Origin of the sequence: Nonomuraea sp. NPDC050691, assembly GCF_040654455.1 — a bacterium.
In the GTDB taxonomy this organism is placed as follows: domain Bacteria; phylum Actinomycetota; class Actinomycetes; order Streptosporangiales; family Streptosporangiaceae; genus Nonomuraea.
Genome location: NZ_JBFAIA010000022.1, coordinates 58,496 through 76,573 on the forward strand (window position 1 = coordinate 58,496; position 18,078 = coordinate 76,573).

15 protein-coding genes are annotated in these 18,078 nt (G+C 73.1%); 9 read left to right on the forward strand and 6 right to left on the reverse strand.

Annotated features, from left to right (window positions below):
• Nucleotides 1-876, forward strand: a complete 876-nt coding sequence (gene mutM, locus AB0H81_RS12605) for a bifunctional DNA-formamidopyrimidine glycosylase/DNA-(apurinic or apyrimidinic site) lyase (RefSeq protein WP_358373100.1) — start codon at nucleotides 1-3, stop codon at nucleotides 874-876.
• Here the strand turns inward: mutM and AB0H81_RS12610 are convergent.
• Nucleotides 794-1,984 carry an MFS transporter gene (locus AB0H81_RS12610; protein WP_358373103.1) on the reverse strand — a complete coding sequence of 397 codons (1,191 nt, stop codon included), beginning with the start codon at nucleotides 1,982-1,984 and terminating at the stop codon, nucleotides 794-796. The genes mutM and AB0H81_RS12610 overlap by 83 nt on opposite strands.
• A 78-nt stretch (nucleotides 1,985-2,062) precedes the next feature.
• Here AB0H81_RS12610 and AB0H81_RS12615 point away from each other — a divergent pair, with 78 nt between their 5' ends.
• From AB0H81_RS12615 to AB0H81_RS12640, 6 genes are all read left to right on the forward strand, one after another.
• Nucleotides 2,063-2,968 carry a LysR family transcriptional regulator gene (locus AB0H81_RS12615; protein ID WP_358373105.1) on the forward strand — a complete coding sequence of 302 codons (906 nt, stop codon included), beginning with the start codon at nucleotides 2,063-2,065 and terminating at the stop codon, nucleotides 2,966-2,968.
• A gap of 111 nt (nucleotides 2,969-3,079) precedes the next feature.
• Nucleotides 3,080-3,358, forward strand: coding sequence for an acylphosphatase (locus AB0H81_RS12620; protein WP_358373109.1), 279 nt, complete (start codon nucleotides 3,080-3,082; stop codon nucleotides 3,356-3,358).
• A 190-nt stretch (nucleotides 3,359-3,548) separates the two neighbouring features.
• Nucleotides 3,549-3,743 (forward strand): hypothetical protein, encoded by a 195-nt coding sequence (locus tag AB0H81_RS12625; protein ID WP_055505123.1) that lies wholly within the window; start codon nucleotides 3,549-3,551, stop codon nucleotides 3,741-3,743.
• A gap of 208 nt (nucleotides 3,744-3,951) precedes the next feature.
• The gene (locus AB0H81_RS12630) at nucleotides 3,952-7,767 is read left to right on the forward strand and encodes an AAA family ATPase (RefSeq protein WP_358373112.1); all 3,816 of its coding nucleotides are present in this window, start codon (nucleotides 3,952-3,954) and stop codon (nucleotides 7,765-7,767) included.
• Between the two features lie 98 nt (nucleotides 7,768-7,865).
• Entirely contained in the window at nucleotides 7,866-9,047 is a 1,182-nt protein-coding gene (gene ftsY / locus AB0H81_RS12635) for a signal recognition particle-docking protein FtsY (protein ID WP_358373115.1), read from the forward strand.
• A 341-nt stretch (nucleotides 9,048-9,388) separates the two neighbouring features.
• The gene (locus AB0H81_RS12640) at nucleotides 9,389-11,059 is read left to right on the forward strand and encodes a tetratricopeptide repeat protein (RefSeq protein WP_358373117.1); all 1,671 of its coding nucleotides are present in this window, start codon (nucleotides 9,389-9,391) and stop codon (nucleotides 11,057-11,059) included.
• 43 nt (nucleotides 11,060-11,102) lie between these two features.
• Here the strand turns inward: AB0H81_RS12640 and AB0H81_RS12645 are convergent, their stop codons facing one another.
• Genes AB0H81_RS12645 through AB0H81_RS12655 form a run of 3 tightly spaced genes read right to left on the reverse strand, consistent with a single transcriptional unit; the run spans nucleotide 11,103 to nucleotide 13,980 of the window.
• Entirely contained in the window at nucleotides 11,103-11,891 is a 789-nt protein-coding gene (locus AB0H81_RS12645) for an ABC transporter ATP-binding protein (RefSeq protein ID WP_358373120.1), read from the reverse strand.
• Nucleotides 11,888-12,949, reverse strand: a complete 1,062-nt coding sequence (locus AB0H81_RS12650; RefSeq protein ID WP_358373122.1) for an iron chelate uptake ABC transporter family permease subunit — start codon at nucleotides 12,947-12,949, stop codon at nucleotides 11,888-11,890. Before AB0H81_RS12650 ends, AB0H81_RS12645 begins: the two co-directional genes overlap by 4 nt.
• On the reverse strand, nucleotides 12,946-13,980 hold the full coding sequence (locus AB0H81_RS12655; protein WP_358373125.1) for an iron ABC transporter permease: 1,035 nt from the start codon (nucleotides 13,978-13,980) through the stop codon (nucleotides 12,946-12,948). The genes AB0H81_RS12650 and AB0H81_RS12655 overlap by 4 nt, the downstream gene beginning before the upstream one ends.
• A 104-nt stretch (nucleotides 13,981-14,084) precedes the next feature.
• Between AB0H81_RS12655 and AB0H81_RS12660 the strand changes: the two genes are divergently transcribed.
• Complete coding sequence (locus AB0H81_RS12660; protein ID WP_358373127.1) at nucleotides 14,085-15,083, forward strand: iron-siderophore ABC transporter substrate-binding protein; 999 nt, start codon at nucleotides 14,085-14,087, stop codon at nucleotides 15,081-15,083.
• Nucleotides 15,084-15,092: 9 nt separating this feature from the next.
• Here the strand turns inward: AB0H81_RS12660 and AB0H81_RS12665 are convergent, their stop codons facing one another.
• Nucleotides 15,093-16,166: a PLP-dependent cysteine synthase family protein gene (locus AB0H81_RS12665; protein ID WP_358373129.1), complete on the reverse strand. Its 1,074-nt coding sequence runs from the start codon at nucleotides 16,164-16,166 to the stop codon at nucleotides 15,093-15,095.
• A gap of 241 nt (nucleotides 16,167-16,407) precedes the next feature.
• Between AB0H81_RS12665 and AB0H81_RS12670 the strand changes: the two genes are divergently transcribed.
• Complete coding sequence (locus AB0H81_RS12670) at nucleotides 16,408-16,995, forward strand: sigma-70 family RNA polymerase sigma factor (RefSeq protein WP_175592315.1); 588 nt, start codon at nucleotides 16,408-16,410, stop codon at nucleotides 16,993-16,995.
• Between the two features lie 4 nt (nucleotides 16,996-16,999).
• Here AB0H81_RS12670 and AB0H81_RS12675 read toward each other — a convergent pair whose 3' ends face one another.
• A complete protein-coding gene (locus AB0H81_RS12675; protein WP_358373132.1) occupies nucleotides 17,000-17,965 on the reverse strand; it encodes a sensor histidine kinase in 966 nt (321 codons plus the stop codon).
• Nucleotides 17,966-18,078: the final 113 nt, after the last annotated feature.

The following is an 18,078-nucleotide window of genomic DNA, read 5'->3' on the forward strand; positions in this document are numbered from 1 at the left end:
TTGCCTGAGCTGCCGGAGGTCGAGGTCGTCCGGCGCGGCCTCGCGCAATGGGTGGCCGGGCGGGAGATCGCCTCGGCCGAGGTGCTCCACCCGCGGGCGGTGCGCCGGCACGTGCCGGGCGCCGAGGAGTTCGCCGCGCGGCTGGAGGGCCGCGTGCTGCTGTCCGCCGAGCGGCGCGGCAAGTACCTGTGGCTGCCGCTGTCGGGCGCCGAGGAGGCGCTCATGGCCCACCTGGGGATGAGCGGGCAGCTCCTCGTCGTGGACCGGGACTCTCCGCTGGAGAAGCACCTGCGCGTACGGCTCGCCTTCGCCGACGGCGGTCCCGAGCTGCGCTTCGTCGATCAGCGCACGTTCGGCCACGTCATGCTGACGCCGATGGAGGGCGGCGTGCCCGCGCCGATCTCGCACATCGCCCCCGACCCGTTCGAGGAGGCGTTCGACGACGACCGGTTCGCCGCCGCCCTGCGCCGCAAGCGCACCGAGGTCAAGCGGGCCCTGCTCGACCAGACGCTGATCAGCGGCGTCGGCAACATCTACGCCGACGAGGCGCTGTGGCTGGCCCGGCTGCACTGGGCGCATCCCACGCAGTCGCTCACCCGGCCGAAGATCGCCGAGCTGCTCGCCGCGGTCCGCGAGGTCATGTCGGCCGCCCTGCACCAGGGCGGCACCTCGTTCGACAGCCTGTACGTCAACGTCAACGGCGAGAGCGGCTACTTCGAGCGCTCCCTGGAGGCGTACGGCCGCCGCGACCTGCCCTGCTCGCGCTGCGGCAGCGCCATCGTCCGTGACGCGTTCATGAACCGTTCGTCCTTCTCCTGCCCGACATGCCAGCGACGGCCGCGGCGGCCAGCGACAGCCTCGCGCCGAGCCACATGACGGCGAAGACCGACACACCGTCCAGCACCCGCCCGCCGGCGAGCGCGCCGAGCGAGATGGCCGCGTTGAAGACCCCGGTCAGCATGGCCGTGCCCGCCTCGCCGCCGCCGGCCCGGACGATCCACATCTGCAGCGTCACCGACACGCCCCCGTAGGCGACGCCCCAGAGCACGAGCAGGGCCGTCGCCGGGCCGATCGAGGCCGGCGCGGCGGCGAGCACCGCGGTCGCACCTCCGATGAGCAGGGCGAGCGTCACCAGGACGCCCCGGGGGCGCCGGCCCGCCTGCGCCCCCGCGGCGAAGTTGCCGGCCACACCCGCGACGCCGTACCCGAGCAGGACGGCGCTCACGGCCGTGGCGCCCGCGCCCGCCGCCTGCTCCAGGAACGGCCGGACGTAGGTGTAGGCCGCGAAGTGGCCGGTCACCAGGAGGGCGGTCACGACCAGCACGACCCTGAGCGGGCCCGTACGCCACACCCGCCACAGATCGGACAGGCGCGCGGCCCGCTCGGCGGGGAGCGGCGGCAGCAGCCGGGCCAGCGCGACGCACAGGACCACGGCGAGCAGCGCGACGGCCGCGAACGCCGCCCGCCATCCCGCGACCGAGGAGACGAACGTCCCGGCGGGCACGCCCAGCACGGACGCCACCGCGATGCCCGACGCGATCGTCGCCGCGGCCCTGCCGACCAGCGGCTCCGGTGCCAGCCGTACCGCGAGGGCCACCGCGAACGCCCAGAACCCGCCGATGCTCACCCCCGTCAGCACCCGCGCCGCCAGCATGACCGGGTAGACCGGCGCGAGCGCGGCCAGCAGGTTGGCGGCGGCGAGCAGCGCCATCAGCCGGCACAGCACCGCGCGACGGTCCAGGCGCCGCGCGGCCAGCGTCGTCAGCGGCGCGGAGACGGCGGCGACGAGGCCGGGGGCGGTCATCATCAGCCCCGCCGTGCCGTCGGACACGCCCAGCTCGGCGCCGATCGGGGTCAGCAGGCCGACGGGCAGCATCTCGCTGGTGACAATGGTGAAGGAGCCCGCCGCGACGGCGGCCACGGCGAGGGGGCGCGCCGGGGTCACGGAGGCCCCTGTGGTGGAGTCGGAGGTGGTCGTGGTCATGACTCAAGCCTTCGGCTCCGGCGCCGGGGGAACAATGACGGGACACTCAGGCAAGGTTTAGCCGGGCTAAGGGGTGACATGGAGTTCAGGGAACTGGAGTGCTTCGTGGTGCTCAGCGAGGAGCTCCACTTCGCGCGGGCCGCCGACCGGCTGTACCTGTCGCCGGGCCGGGTCAGCCAGCTCGTACGCGCCCTGGAGACGCGGATCGGCGCCCGGCTGTTCGACCGGACCAGCAGGCGGGTGCGGCTCACGCCGCTCGGCGAGCGTTTCCTCGCGGACCTGCGTCCGGCGTACGACGGGCTGCGTGACGCGGTGGACCGGGCCAGGGCGGCGGCCCGCGAGGTGACGGGCGTGCTGCGCGTCGGCTTCCTCGGCACGCCGACCGACATCGTGACCGAGTCCGTGCGCGCCTTCGAGGCGCTGTACCCGTCGTGCGAGGTGCGGCTGGTGGAGGTGCCGCTGTCCGACCCGTTCGGGCGGCTCCGCGCGGGCCTGGTGGACGTGACGTTCACGCTGCTGCCGGTGGACGAGCCCGACCTGGCGACGGGGCCCGGCCTGAACCGGGTGCCGGTCAGCGTCGGCCTGCCCGCGGGCCATCCGCTCGCGGGCCGCGCCGCCGTGGACGCGGAGGAGCTGGCGGACCTGCCGCTGATCGAGCTGGCCGGCCCGGCGCCGCGGGCCTGGCGGGAGCTGGTCGCGCCCGAGCGCACCCCGGCGGGCCGGCCCATCCCGCGAGGGGGTACGGTCGCCACCAGCCAGGAGGGCATCACGCTGGTCGCGCTCGGCCGCGGCGGCATGCTGTTCTGCACGCCGACGGCCGCCTATCACGAGCGCGGCGACGTGGTGTTCGTGCCGGTGACGGGTCTGCCGGCGTCGGTGCTCGGGCTGGCGTGGCCGCGGGCCGGGGCGACGGCCGCGGTGCGCGCCTTCGGCGAGGCGGCCACGGGCGTGGCGGGCCCGGAGGTGTGCCGCCAGGTGGCGTGAGGCGTGCCGCGAGGTGGTCCGAGGCGCGTGCCGCGAGGTGGCGTGAGGCGTGCGGCGAGGTGGTCCAAGACGGCGGGCGCCGGCGGGTGAGGTGCCGGGAGAGGGGGCGGCGTGGAGGAGAACGTTCGGCTGACCGCCTGGGTCAGGGGACGCGTGCAGGGCGTGGGGTTCCGCTGGTGGACCCGGGCGCGGGCGCTGGAGCTGGGCCTGGCGGGCTGGGCGCGCAACACCGACGACGGCCGGGTGGAGGTGGTGGCCGAGGGGCCGCGCGAGGCGTGCGTCAAGCTGCTGGAGTTGCTGAGGGGTTGCGACACGCCGGGAAGGGTCGATGGAGTAGTGGAGAGGTGGAGCGAAGTCCGAGGTGGTTTGGGTGGTTTCCGGGAGCGGTAGCGGATTTCGCTAAACCGCCCAAATGGGGTATAGTTATATGTCGGGAGTGCCCCGCGAGGGGCGTGACGGTCCGTTCGACTTGACCGCCCACACTGCCGGTGCGACTCTTGTTAAGTACCACGCGCACCCCTCCCGCGGAATATGAAGTGCGCGAACCAGTCTGGTCACTCAGCGTGGAGGACCCTTTACCATGGCGAAGGCTCTACTCGGCCACGTCGGTGGTCCTGACCCTCGAATGGTCTCGGAGATGCGGCGTTTGCAGCAGCGGATCCGTGATCTGGAGGCAGAACTCATCCGGCTCCAGGCCCAGAATGACGCTCTTGCGGCGCAAACCCGCGATGAGGCGCTCAGTCGCATGCAGGAGCGCGAGCCGGCACTCACCTGAGAGTGATCGGAACGCAAGATTGAGGGACGTCTCGGCGAGGCGTCCCTTGTTATTTGCCCTCGTTCGGGATGTCTTGACACCTCCTTTCCGCCACTATCCGGCCCCGCCCTTCCGCGTCTGCGCGACGACGCCACCGTGGTGGCCAGCGACGAGGCGCGCGGACCAGTAGGCTTTCCCGAAGTCCGTTCAGGGAGAAGGGGGCCGGCTCTTGCATTTGAAGACCCTGACCCTGCGCGGCTTCAAGTCCTTCGCCTCCGCCACCGCCCTCCGCTTCGAACCGGGCATCACCTGCGTGGTCGGGCCCAACGGCTCGGGCAAGTCCAACGTCGTCGACGCCCTGGCCTGGGTCATGGGCGAGCACAGCGCCAAGTCGCTGCGCGGCGGCAAGATGGAGGACGTCATCTTCGCCGGCACCTCGTCCCGGCCACCCCTGGGCCGCGCCGAGGTCACGCTCACCATCGACAACACCGACGGCGCGCTGCCCATCGACTACACCGAGGTGACGATCAGCCGGCTGATGTTCCGGTCCGGGCAGAGCGAGTACGCCATCAACGGCGACACCTGCCGGCTCCTCGACATCCAGGAACTGCTGTCCGACTCCGGCATCGGCCGCGAGATGCACGTCATCGTCGGGCAGGGCCAGCTCGACGCCGTCCTGCACGCCGGCCCCGAGGACCGCCGGGCGTTCATCGAGGAGGCCGCGGGCGTCCTGAAGCACCGCAAGCGCAAGGAGAAGGCGCTGCGCAAGCTCGACGCGATGCAGGCCAACCTGACCCGCGTCCAGGACCTCGCCACCGAGCTGCGCCGCCAGCTCAAGCCGCTGGGCCGCCAGGCCGAGATCGCCCGCAAGGCCGCGGTGATCCAGGCCGACCTGCGCGACGCGCGGCTTCGGCTGCTGGCCGACGACGTGTGCATCCTGCGGGTCACGCTGGAGCGTGAGGCGGCCGACGAGGCCGCGGTCCTCGCCCGCCGCGCCCAGGTCGAGGCCGAGCTGGCCGAGGGGCAGCAGCGCGAGGCCGCCCTGGAGACCGCCGAGGCCGAGGCCCAGCCGCGCCTGAGCGCCGCCCAGCAGACCTGGTTCCGGCTGTCGTCGCTGCGTGAGCGCCTCACCGGCCTGGAACAGCTCGCCGCCGAGCGCCACCGGCACGCCCTCGACGCCGCCTCCATCGAGCGCCGCGGCCGCGACCCCGAGGACCTCGAACGCGAGGCCGGCGAGGTGCGCGAGCGCGAGCTGGTGCTGCGCGCCGAGCTGGAGGGGGCGCAGGAGCTGCTCGACGCCGCCGCCGAGCGGCGCGCCGAGACCGAGTCGGAGCTGGCCGCGGAGGAGCGACGGCTCGCGATGGCCGCCCGCGCCGCCGCCGACCGCCGTGAGGGCCTGGCCCGGCTGCGCGGCCAGGTCGACTCCGTACGCAGCAGGTCACGCGCGGCGGAGGAGGAGATCGGCCGCCTGACCAAGGCGGTCGCCGACGCGGCCGAGCGTGAGCGGCGCGCCCTCGACGACCTGGAGGAGCGGCGGAGCGAGGAGCCCGCGGCCGACCCGGCGCTGGCCGAGGAACTGGCGACCGCGCAGGCGGTGGTCGAGGAGGCGCGCGCCGCGGCGGAGGAGGCCAGGGCCGGCGTCGAGCAGGCGCGGGCGGCGCTCGGCGGTCCGCGTGAAACGCTCCAGGCCGCGAAGACGCGGGTCGGCACGGCCCGCGCCGCCGACCAGGAGGCCCAGCGGGCCGTGGCCGCGCTGCGGGCCCGCGCCGAGGCGCTGGAGCTGGGGTTGTCCCGGGGCGCCGACGGCGGCGCGGCGCTGGTGGAGACGGGCCTGTCCGGGGTGCTGGGCCCGCTGGCCGCCTCGCTCCAGGTCGCGCCGGGCGCCGAGGCGGCCGTCGCGGCCGTGCTCGGGCCGGTGGCCGAGGCCATCGCGGTCGAGTCGGTGGGCACGGCCGTGGAGGCACTTGAGCTGCTCCGCGTCAAGGAGGCCGGCCAGGCCACCCTCCTCGTGACGGGCGCCCCGAACGGCGCGGCTGGTTCTCCGGACGGCGCGGCGGGCTCCCCGAATGGCGCGGGAGGTTCTCCGGACGGCGCGGGAGGTTCTCCGGACGCCACGGCGGGCTCTTCGGGCGGTGCGGCTGGTGCGATCGGCGTCATCGGAGGCGTCGCGGAGCGTGGGGCGGCGCCCGAGGGCGGGGAGTGGGCGGCCGACCTGGTCGGCGTGCCCGGGCCGCTGAGGGCGGCCGTCGCGCGCGTGCTCGACGGCGTCGTCGTCGTCGACGACCTCGCCGCCGCCCGCCGCCTCGCCGAGGGGCACCCGGATCTGCGGGCCGTCACCAGGGGAGGCGACCTGGTCGCCGCGCACCTGGCCAGCGGCGGCTCCGAGGGCGGCACGTCCGTCCTGCAGGTGCGCGCCGCGCTCGACGACGCCCTGGCCGACCTGGAGGAGGCCGAGGCGCGCGCCGGGCGGACGGCCACCGGCCTCGACGAGGCGCTGGAGGCCGAGCAGGAGGCGCAGGCGGCCGTGGAGGCGGCCCAGGCGGGCGTCACCGAGGCCCAGACGGCCGCCGACACCGCCCAGGCCGCCTTGAGCGCCGCGCAGGGCACCCTCGACCAGGTCAGGGCCCGCCAGCGCGAGGCCGACCAGCGCAACGCCGACGCCGCCCGCCGCCTCGCGCAGCTCGAAGCCGCCGCCAAGGCCGCCCACGACGAGGCGGAGCGGCTGGCGCGCAGCGTCACCGCCGCCGAGGAGGCCCGCGCCGAGGGCCTGGAGGAGCTGGCCGAGCTGGAGATGCGGCTCGCCGAGGCCCAGTACGCCCAGGAGCTGGAAACCGAGCCCACCACCGACGCCCGTGACGAGCTGGCCGCGGCCTGCCAGGCGGCCCGCCAGCGGGAGATGGAGGCGGGCCTCCAGGTCCGCACCGCCGAGGAGCGCGTCAAGGGCATCGAGGGCCGCGCCGACGGCCTGATGAGGGCCGCGCAGCGGGAGCGCCAGGAACGCGCCCAGGCGGCCGCTCAGCGGGCCCGGCGGCGCCGTCAGGCGGTCGTGGCCGAGGCCGTCACCCGGGGCGCCAAGCAGGTGCTGGCCGCCCTGACCGCGTCCGTCGAGCTGGCCGCGCGCGAGCGCGACGACGCCGACCTCGCCCGCGTCGCCATCGACGCCGAGCTCAAGCAGGTGCGCCTGCGGGTGCGCGAGCTCACCCAGGAGCTGGACAAGCTGGTCAACCGGGTCCACGGCAGCGAGGTGGCCCGCACCGAGCAGCGGCTGCGCCTGGAGCAGCTGGAGCAGCGGGCCATGGACGAGTTCGGCGTCGAGTCCGAGGCGCTGATCGCCGAGTACGGGCCCGAGGCCCCGGTGCCCGGCGAGCCGCCCGTGCCGTACGTGCGGGAGGAGCAGGAGAGGCGGGCCCGCGCGGCCGAGCGGCAGATGCAGCAGCTCGGCAAGGTCAACCCGCTGGCGCTGGAGGAGTTCGCGGCGCTGGAGGAGCGGCACGCGTTCCTCAACTCCCAGCTGGAGGACCTCAAGAAGACGCGGCGCGACCTGCTGACCGTGGTCAAGGAGGTCGACGACCGGGTGGAGCAGATGTTCGCCTCCGCCTACGAGGACGTGGCGCGGGAGTTCGACCAGGTCTTCGGCCGGGTCTTCCCCGGCGGCGAGGGCCGGCTGGTGCTCACCGACCCCGCGGACATGCTGACGACCGGCATCGAGGTGGAGGCCAGGCCGCCGGGCAAGAAGGTCAAGCGGCTGTCGCTGCTGTCGGGCGGCGAGCGGTCGCTGACCGCTGTGGCGTTCCTGGTCTCGATCTTCAAGGCGCGGCCGTCGCCGTTCTACGTCATGGACGAGGTCGAGGCGGCGCTCGACGACACCAACACCCAGCGGCTGCTCACGCTGTTCGAGGAACTGCGGCAGAGCTCACAGCTCATCGTCATCACCCACAACAAGCGGACGATGGAGATCGCCGACGCCCTGTACGGCGTGTCGATGCGCGGCGACGGCGTGACCCAGGTGGTCAGCCAGCGCCTGCGCGAGCGCGAGCCCGCCTGACCCAGGTGGCCGGCCGGCGCCGAGCGGGGCCGGCCTGACGCGCCCGCCGCGCGGCCCTGGGCATGAGCACGACAGTCGATCTGGAAAACTGACATCTTGTGGATGGTTATCTCGGCGTCATAGTGATCGTGGTCGTCGTCGCCCTGCTGGCGGCGGGCGGCCTCTTCCTGCTCTTCAGGCCGGGCGGCAAGTCCGCGCCGCCGGTCGAGCCGCCCGAGACGGCGCCCCTCCCGGAGGACCAGGAGAAGGCGCGCCCGAAGACGGGGGCCGAGGAGGGCGAAGGAGCGACCACCACGCTCCCCCCGCCGGTCAAGCCGGCCGAGCCGATGGTCGTCGCGCCCGAGGTGGAGGTCCCGCCGCCGTCCGCCGGCCGGATGGTGCGGCTGCGGTCCCGGCTGGCCCGCTCGCAGAGCGCGCTCGGCCGCGGCCTGCTCGACCTGCTGTCCCGCGACCGTCTCGACGACGACGTGTGGGACGAGGTCGAGGAGCTGCTGATCAAGGCCGACGTCGGCGTTGCGCCCACCCGGGCGATCGTCGAGGAGCTGCGCACCCGGGTCAAGGTGCTCGGCAGCCGCACCCCCGAAGAGGTGCGCGCGCTGCTGCGTGAGCAGCTCCTCGTCCAGGTCAATCCCGACCTCGACCGCACCCTGCACGTCCAGCCGCACGGTGAGCGGGCCGCGGTGGTGCTCGTCGTCGGCGTCAACGGCACCGGCAAGACCACCACCACAGGCAAGCTCGCCCGCGTCCTCATCGGCGACGGCAAGAAGGTCGTGCTCGGCGCGGCCGACACGTTCCGCGCGGCGGCGGCCGACCAGCTCCAGACCTGGGGCGAGCGGGTCGGCGCCGAGACCGTGCGGGGGCCCGAGGCCGGCGACCCGGCCTCTGTGGCCTTCGACGCCGTCACCAAGGGCATCGTCGACAAGGCCGACGTGGTCATCGTCGACACGGCGGGCCGCCTGCACACCAAGACGGGCCTGATGGACGAGCTGGGCAAGGTCAAGCGGGTCATCGAGAAGAAGGCCACGGTCGACGAGGTGCTGCTCGTCCTCGATGCGACCACGGGCCAGAACGGCATGCGCCAGGCCCAGGTGTTCGGCGAGGTGGTCAACATCACCGGCATCGCGCTGACCAAGCTCGACGGCACGGCCAAGGGCGGCATCGTCATCTCGGTCCAGCGGGAGCTGGGGGTTCCGGTCAAGCTGGTCGGCCTCGGCGAGGGGCCCGACGACCTGGCGCCCTTCGACCCCGAGGTCTTCGTGGACGCGATTATCGGCGAATAACGGCCGGGTTATTTTCGGATATGGCCGATCACGATACGGCTATTTCCGAAAATGGACAGGAAATGTCACTTACCCGGTAAAGCCTTGATCGCCGTGGTGGGCGTGTGTTCACATGAACCGGTCATCCGAGAGATCGTCCCGCGACGGTTCGCGCCGGTCTTGTCATGCTGGAACACGAGAGGCTCCCTCGATGAAGAAGGTCGTCGTCCACAAGCCCGGAACCGTGAAGCCCACCGGCGCGGCCGCTCCGCGGCACTGTCCCTGATTCCCGCCCGGCCGGCGTCCCCGAGAGGGACGCCGGCCGATGCGCGACCGGAGACGGATCACGGAAGAAGGTTCGGGTGGAATCCATCGTCCTGGACGCCGACCGCAGGCTCCACGGCCCCTACACACTCGCCGCCGCGCTGCTGGACCGCCTCGTCCCCGAGGCGCTGGGCCGCGGGCCCGACCTCGTCGCCGCGTACGACATCGAGATCGGCGTCGCGGCGCCGCACCTGACGATTCCCCGGCGCCGGCGCTCCCTGGCCGAGACGCTGCCGAGAGGGCAGCGCATCCTCATCCCCGGCGCCCGCCGCACGCTGAGGATCGCGAACGGGCTGGCCGAGTTCGTCCGCGACCACCTGACCCGCACCCGGCCCCTGACCGTCACCGCCGACAACCTCGACGAGGCCGACCCCACGGACACCGAGCTGGTCGAGGTGCTGCGCAGGCGGGTGGACCCCGGTCTGCTGCGCGTCGTTCCCGGGCGGTCCGCGCCGTCGGACGGCCCGCTCCGCGCCGACTTCGACCGCTTCCGCGACGAGGGATTCCATCACGCCATGGCCGAGGCCGGCCTGGAGGCGCTGCGCGGCATGGCGTACGACAGCGACCCGGACGGCTGGCGGACGCTGGTGCAGCGCGTGGGCGGCTCGCTGGAGGCCATCGAGCGGGAGGACGAGGCCCGTGACCTGTACGACAGGGCCCGCCGCCTGAGCACCGACCCCAAACACCGCGCCACGATCGCGTACGCCACCGCCATGCTGCTGGTGCGCCACCACGACCTCGCCCGGCGTGACCCGGAGGAGGCCCTGTCCTGGGTCAACGAGGCGGTCACGATCACCTCGCTGCTGCCGGACCCTCGCGAGCGCGCCTTCCACCTGGGCTTCGACCTCAACGGCAAGGCCCTGGTCGAGGTGCGCAGGGGCAACCTGGACACCGCCCTCGACCTCGTGCGGGAGGCCATCGACCTGGCCGAGGAGCAGCTCGCCGGCACGCACCCGATCCACCGGCTCGTGCTGTACGCCAACCGCGCCCAGCTCCTGGCCGCCACCGGCCGCACCCAGGAGGCGCTGGCCGACTACGCGATCGCCATCGGCACCGACCCGTGCTACCCCGACTACTACCTCGACCGGGGCACCCTGCTGCACAAGCTCGGCCGCCACCAGGACGCGCGGGCCGACTTCGAGGCCGCGATCCGCCTCAGCCCCCCGTTCCCCGAGGCGTACTACAACCGGGCGGAGGTCCGGTACGCCACCGGCGACCTCGACGGCGCGCTCGCCGACCTCGACCACACGCTCGACCTCGATCCGCGCTTCGCCCCCGCGTACGTGAACCGGGCGGGGCTGCTGGCCGCCGCGGGGGAGAACGCCGCGGCCCGGCGCGACGCGGAGCGCGGGCTCGCCCTCGACCCGCGTAGCCCGCACCTCAGGTGCGTGCTCGGCCAGGTGGAGGCGGCCGAGGGACGGCCGGCGGAGGCCGTGGCCGCGTTCGACGCCGCCCTGGAGCTCGACCCCGACCTGGTGGCGGCCTGGGCGGGCCGGGCCGCCGTGGCCTACGACGAAGGGGACCACGACGCCGCCCTGTCCGACCTCACGCGGGCGTTGAAGCTGGAGGAGACGGCCGAGCTGCTGTTCAACCGGCATCTGGTGCACAACGCGGCGGGACGGCCGGAGCAGGCGCGCCAGGACCTCCTGCGGGCCGCGCGGCTGGCTCCGGGTGACCCCGACATCCGGCGGGCGCTCGCGGAGGCGTGAGGCGTGGGCCGGTCCTACTGGCTCCTGCTGACCGCCGAGGACCTCAGTGCCGGGACAGCGGCCGGATCGGCACCACCATCGGAGTCCCCGCCACGGGATCGGCGATGACCTTGGCGTCCAGCTCGAACACCTTGCGCATCAGCTCCTCGGTCAGCACCTCGTGTGGGCCGCCCGCGGCGACCACCCGGCCGCCGCGCATGGCGACCAGCCGGTCGGCGTAGCGGGCCGCCAGGTTGAGGTCGTGCAGGACCATCACGATGGTCCGGCCCGCCTCCTGGTGCAGGTTCCGTACGAGCTCCAGCACCTCCACCTGGTGGGCCAGGTCGAGGAACGTGGTGGGTTCGTCGAGCAGCAGCAGGTCGGTGCCCTGGGCGAGCGCCATCGAGATCCACGCCCGCTGCCGCTGGCCGCCCGACAGCTCGTCCAGGGGGCGCTCGGCCAGGTCGGCCAGGCCCGTCAGCTCCAGGGCGAGCGCCACCGCGCTCTCGTCGTCGGACGACCACTGCCGGTACCACGTCTGGTGCGGGTGCCTGCCCCGCGCGACCAGGTCGGCCACGGTCAGCCCCTCGGGCGCGGTGGGCGCCTGCGGCAGCACGCCGAGCACCTTGGCCACCTCGCGCGTCGGCATGCCGTCGATGCGCTTGCCGTCGAGCAGCACCTCGCCGCCGCGCGGCTTGAGCAGCCGGCCGAGGGCGCGCAGCAGCGTGGACTTGCCGCACCCGTTGGGCCCGATGATCGTGGTGACCGTGCCCGCCTCGACGCCGAGGTCGAGCCCGTCGACGACGATCCGGTCGCCGTAGCCCAGCGTGACACCGGCGGCCTGGAGCCTCATGTGCGTGCCCTCCAGATGAGGTGGATCAGGTACGGCGCGCCGAGCACCGCGGTGACGACGCCCACGGGCAGCTCGATCGGGGAGAAGGCGGTGCGCGCGATCAGGTCGGCCCCGGTCGCGAGGACGGCGCCGGTGACGGCCGACGACAGCAGCGGCGGCTGGGCGCAGCGGACCACCCGCAGCGCGATCTGCGGCGAGGCGAGGGCCACGAACGCGATCGGCCCGGCCGAGGCCGTCGCCACGGCCGCCAGCAGCACGGCGGCGAGCAGCATGAGCGCGCGCGACAGGTTGACCCGGACGCCGAGCGCGGTGACGGTGTCGTCGCCGTAGCGCAGCGCGTCGAGCGAGCGGGTGCCGAGCAGGGTCAGCGGGACGAGCACGGCCAGGGCCAGCCCGACCGGTACGACGTGCTCCCAGCCGCGGCCGTTGAGCGAGCCGCTGATCCACACCATGGCGCGGCCGGTGTCGTTGACGTCGCCGATGGTCAGCAGCCAGAACTTCACGTTGGTGAACACGGCCGCCACGCCGATGCCCACCAGCACCAGCCGGTAGCCGTCGAGGCCGCGCCGCCAGGCCAGCGCGTACACGATCGCGGCCCCGGCCAGGCCGCCGAGCAGCGCGAGCGCCGGGATGCCCAGGGCGGAGAACAGGCCGCTGACTCCGCCGTACGCGCTGCCGCTCACGACGACGCCGGCCACCACGGTCACCGAGGCGCCGGTGGTGACGCCGAGGATCTCGGGGCTGGCCAGCGGGTTGCGGGCGATGGACTGGATGATCGCGCCCGACAGGGCGAGCGCGGCGCCGACCAGCGCGCCGGTCAGCGCGCGGGGCAGGCGCAGCTCCATCACCACGAAGTGCTCGGGCACGGACGGGTCGAACGTGGCGCGCACGACGTCCGCCAGGCCGAGGGGCAGGTCGCCGAGGCGCATGTTCAGGGCCATGAGCAGGGCGAGCACCAGCAGGCCGCCCACGGTGACGGCGACGCCGCGCGGGCGCAACCGCCACGACAGGCCCGCCACGCGCAGCGGGACCGAGGCTCTCGTCCGGGTCGTCGTCACAGCCGCACCGGCTTCCTTCGGCGGACGAGCGCCACGAAGAACGGGGCGCCGATCAGCGCCAGCACCACGCCGACCTCCAGCTCGCCGGGAGGGGCGACGACGCGGCCGATCACGTCGGCGAGCAGCAGCAGCGCCGCGCCGATCAGCCCGGAGTACGGCAACAGCCAGCGGTGGTCGGTGCCGGACAGCGGGCGGGCGAGGTGCGGCACCACGAGCCCGACGAACGCGAGCGACCCGCAGGAGGCCACCGCCGCCCCGGTGAGCAAGGTGACGGCGGCGACGCCCACGCCCCGGGTGAGCGCGATGTTCTGGCCGAGGCTGCGGGCCACGTCCTCGCCGAGCGACAGCGCGTTCAGGCCGGGCGCGTTGACCAGCGCCAGCACCAGCCCCACCACGATGAAGGGCAGCACCTGCCAGACCACGTCCGGGCCCCGGCCGGCGACGGAGCCGGCCTGCCAGAACCGGAACACGTCCATGGCCTGCTCGTCCAGGAGCACGAGCGCGGAGGTCAGGGCGTACAGGAAGGCGCTGACGGCGGTGCCGGCCAGCGCCAGCGTGACCGGCGTGGGGCCGCCCCTCCCGCCGACCATGCCGAGCGCGAACACGCCCACGCTGGCGACCAGCGCACCCGCCAGGCCGAACCAGATGTAGGCGAGCAGGCTCTGGGTGCCGAGCAGGATGATCGAGGCGACCATCGCGAACGCGGCCCCCTGGGTGACGCCCAGCAGACCCGGATCGGCGAGCGGGTTGCGGGTGTGGCCCTGCATGAGCGCCCCGGCCACGCCGAGCGCGAGCCCGGCCAGCACGCCGAGGGCGGTCCTGGGCACGCGCAGCGAGCGGATGACGATGTCGTTCTCGGTGCCGGTGGGGGCGGTGAGGGCGCCCCAGGCGTCGGCGAGGGGGACGGCCTTGGCGCCGATCGTGACGCTCAGCACCACCGCGACGCACAGGGCCGCGAGCAGGGCGGCGAGCACGAGGCCGCGGCGCCGGCGGATGCCGTGGAGGCGCGGCGCGACGGCGGTGGCGCTCACGTGGTCCCCTTCCGGCAGTTGCCCGTCCCGCTGAAGTATGCCAGCTTAGGCAGGGCTAACCTAAATAAGGGTTGCCTAAGTTTTTGCCCGGGAAGGGGTTTTCGATGAGACGGTTGCGCGCACTGGTGGGCGCCATGTTGGTGGCGGGGCTCGCCGCCGCCTGCGGTTCGGGCGGCACGGGGTCCACGACCGCCGACGCCGGCGCCTCGGCGACGAGCCGGGCCGGCACGCCGTTCCGCACCGTCAAGCACGCGATGGGCGAGACGAGCATCCCGGCCCAGCCCAAGCGGGTCGTCGCTCTCGACCAGAGCTTCGTCGACGCGGTCCTGACGCTGGAGACGCCGGTCGTCGGCTACACCACCTACCGCTCCATCGAGACCAAGCTGCCCGACTACCTCGGCACGGTCGCCGGCCAGTACGGCAAGGAGGCCGTCGCGGTCGGCACGCTGGAGCAGCCCAGCCTGGAGAAGATCATGGCGCTCAAGCCGGACCTGATCGTCTCGGCCAAGGTGCGCCACGAGGCCCTCTATGACAAGCTCTCCAAGATCGCGCCGACCGTCTTCAGCGAGAGCACCGGGGCCATCTGGAAGGACAACGTCCGGCTCATGGGGCAGGCGCTCGGCAAGGAGCAGCTCGCCGAGACCCGGGTCAAGGAGTACGAGGCCCGCGCCGCGAAGATCGGGGAAGCGATCAAGGCCAAGGAGGGCGGGAAGCTGCCGGCCATCTCGATCGTCCGCTTCGCCGGTGAGCCGACGGCCCGCCTGTACGTCGAGAAGTCGTACTCCGGCATCGTCATGAAGGACGTCGGCTTCCCGCGCCCGCAGGGCCAGCCCACCGCCACCGACTCGATCGTGGTCGACGTCAGCCAGGAGCGCATCGGCGACCTCGACGCCGACCACATCTTCGTGGCCACCTACGGCGACCCCGAGGCGACGAAGTACAAGGACAAGTTCGTCGCCAACCCGCTGTGGGGCAAGCTCAAGGGCGAGAAGCACGAGGTCAGCGACCAGACGTGGATGACCGCGGTCGGCATCCAGGGAGCGCACGCGATGCTGGACGACCTGGCCGGGTTCTTCTCCGTCGACCCGGCCAGGGCCGCCTAGAGGCTCGGTTCAGCTCGCCAGGAAGCCGCGCAGGTCGTCCAGGTGCGGGTGGATGTCCAGCCCCTGGGCGGCCAGCCAGGCCGGTTCGCAGTACGTGCCCCGGTAGCGCTCGCCGCCGTCGCAGATGAGGGTCACGATGCTGCCCCGCTCGCCGGCGGCGCGCATCTCCCGGATCAGCTCGACGCAGGCGGCCATGTTGGTGCCGGTCGAGCCGCCGACGTCGCGGCCGGTCACCTCGCGCACCCAGTGCATGGCGGCGATCGAGCGGGCGTCCGGCACGGCCAGCATGCGGTCGATCACCGACGGCTGGAACGACGGCTCCACCCGGGGCCGGCCGATGCCCTCGATGCGCGAGCCCTTCGCCGTGACCGAGACGTCTCCTGACACCCAGGACGGGTAGAATGCCGATCCCTCCGGGTCGGCCACGGCCAGGCGGGTGGAGTGCCGCCGGTAGCGGATGTAGCGGCCGATCGTGGACGACGTGCCGCCGGTGCCGGCGCCGACGACGATCCAGGCGGGCACGGGATGCGGCTCCATGGACATCTGGGCGAAGATCGACTCGGCGATGTTGTTGTTGCCGCGCCAGTCCGTGGCCCGCTCGGCGTAGGTGAACTGGTCCATGAAGTGGCCGCCGGTCTCGGCGGCAAGGCGGTGCGACTCTTCGTAGATCGTGGTGGGGTCGTCGACGAGGTGGCACTTGCCGCCGTAGAACTCGATGAGGTGGCACTTCTCCGGCGAGGTCGAGGCCGGCATCACCGCGATGAACGGCAGGCCGAGCAGCCGGGCGAAGTACGCCTCGCTCACCGCCGTCGATCCGCTCGAAGCCTCGACGATCGTGGTGTCGGGCCCGATCCAGCCGTTGGCCAGGCCGTACAGGAAGAGCGAGCGAGCCAGGCGGTGCTTGAGTGAACCGGTGGGGTGCACCGACTCGTCTTTCAAGTAGAGGTTTACCCCCCACTGCGGGGGCAGCGGAAAGACATGAAGGTGCGTGTCACAACTCCGGTTGGCGTCGGCCTCCACCGTGCGGATGGCCTCGGCCACCCAGTGGCGCGCGCTCGTGTCGTGACGATCCACAAAATCCATGCACATACGCTATCTCATGTGACTCTGGCCACTTTTTCCGCGAAATTGGGTGGATAGTGTTATGGTACTGAGACAAGTCCAGCCGTGGACGTGATAACGCACGCCGCGAGCAGATGGACTTCTCACCTCTCTGACCAGGCGTAACCGTTAACGCGGCCCTTACGTGGGTGTTGACACCATGGATTTGCTGCGGGCCGACCTGTGCCGAGATGGGATAGCGCAAGGGGGAAACTTGATCACTATGACCGAAGAGCAGCGTCAGGACTGGTTCGAGCGCGATGTCGTGCCCGTGACGTCGCAGCTGTTCGCCTCCGCCATGCGCCTGACCCGTAACACCGCCGACGCCGAGGACCTCGTGCAGGAGACGGTGGCCAAGGCGTACACGTCCTACCACCAGTTCCGCGAGGGCACCAACCTCAAGGCGTGGCTGCATCGCATCCTCACCAACAACTTCATCAACGACTACCGCAAGCGGCAGCGCTCGCCGAAGCTGTCGGCCGCCGAGGAGATCGAGGACTGGCAGCTGCACGCCGCCGAGTCGCACTCCTCGACCGGGCTGAAGTCGGCCGAGACCGAGGCGCTGGAGCGGCTGCCCGACAACGTGGTGATGAACGCGCTGCGTTCCCTGCCCGAGGACTTCCGCGTGGCCGTGTACCTGGCCGACGTCGAGGGGTTCGCGTACAAGGAGATCGCCGAGCGCATGGGCACCCCCATCGGGACCGTGATGTCCCGCCTCCACCGGGGCCGCCGCCAGCTCCGGACCATGCTGGAGCCGTACGCCGTGGAGGAGGGCGCCTTCCGCCCGCCGGCCCAGCGCACGGCTGCCTGATCCCTCACCCCGCCCCCGACCCCCGCCGCTCGCCCAGACGCATGTGGAGCCGCACGCGCAGCGTGCCGTCGTCCGCCCGCAGTTCCACCAGGTCACACAGCTGGCGGCTGATCCAGAGCCCGTATCCTCGCGAGGATTCGGGCTCCGGTGGTATGTAGCCCGGAAGCGGGTCCTCCAGCGCCCCGCCGGGGTCGGCGAGCTCGCAGATCAGCTCCCGCCCGTTCACCCACATCGTGATCGTGCCGTGCCCGGCGCCGTGCTCGACGCTGTTGGCCGCGATCTCCGACACGCTCAGCACCAGGGACGCGGCCAGGTCGCGGTCCATGCCGGCCGCCCGCGCGTAGTCGCGGACCGTGTGCCGCAGCCGCCGCAGCTCGGGCGCGGTGAACCGCACCGACTCCGCCTGCCCGTCCGGGCCGGGCAGCGGCTGGTCGTCGCCGGTCAGCACCAGCTCGTGGGGCTGGACGAAGCCGGGACTGGGCGTCTCGCCGTACGGGCCGAGCAGGTACGGGTGGGTGAGCGGGACGTGCGCGCGGGCCTCCTCGGGCACGCCGTACGGGCCGTACAGGCACAACAGCTCGGCCGCGGCCCCGCCGAGCGCCGCGTTGATCACCGACTCGTAGCGGATCCACTCGCGCACCTCGCGCTCGGTGCGGCCCGCCCAGGCAGGCTCGCCGATCACCAGGGTGCGCCGGCCCAGGGCGTACTCGTGGCAGGCCGCCAGCGCGCGGTGCGGGTGGGCGTACCAGGAGCCGCAGGCGCGGCTGTCGAGGCGGCCCGCGTCGTCGCCGAGCGCCTTCCGTAACAGCTCCAGCCGGGCGGGGGCGACGACCGCCAGCACCCGCCTGTCCTCTCGCAGCGCGTCGCGGACGCGCGGCAGGAGCAGCCGCAGGAAGGCCTCGTCCGAGTCGTACGGCACCGCGACATGCCTGAGCGACTCACCGTCGGGTCGTGCCCGATCAGGGCGCACGGCCGAAACGTAGCAAGTAGCTGCTACGTATCGCGGGGCTGTTCGAGCGGGCGCTGTTCGTGGGCGACCCGGGGCAGCTCGACCCGTTCTCGATCGTGGACGGCGACCGCTGG

Excerpts from the sequence above, each read along its gene's own strand:
- AB0H81_RS12665 (WP_358373129.1), bottom strand. The coding sequence starts at position 16,166 with ATGGATTTTGTGGATCGTCACGACACGAGCGCGCGCCACTGGGTGGCC.
- AB0H81_RS12610 (WP_358373103.1), bottom strand. The coding sequence starts at position 1,984 with ATGACCACGACCACCTCCGACTCCACCACAGGGGCCTCCGTGACCCCG.
- AB0H81_RS12660 (WP_358373127.1), top strand. The coding sequence starts at position 14,085 with ATGAGACGGTTGCGCGCACTGGTGGGCGCCATGTTGGTGGCGGGGCTC.
- AB0H81_RS12670 (WP_175592315.1), top strand. The coding sequence starts at position 16,408 with ATGACCGAAGAGCAGCGTCAGGACTGGTTCGAGCGCGATGTCGTGCCC.
- AB0H81_RS12645 (WP_358373120.1), bottom strand. The coding sequence starts at position 11,891 with ATGAGGCTCCAGGCCGCCGGTGTCACGCTGGGCTACGGCGACCGGATC.
- AB0H81_RS12615 (WP_358373105.1), top strand. The coding sequence starts at position 2,063 with ATGGAGTTCAGGGAACTGGAGTGCTTCGTGGTGCTCAGCGAGGAGCTC.
- AB0H81_RS12625 (WP_055505123.1), top strand. The coding sequence starts at position 3,549 with ATGGCGAAGGCTCTACTCGGCCACGTCGGTGGTCCTGACCCTCGAATG.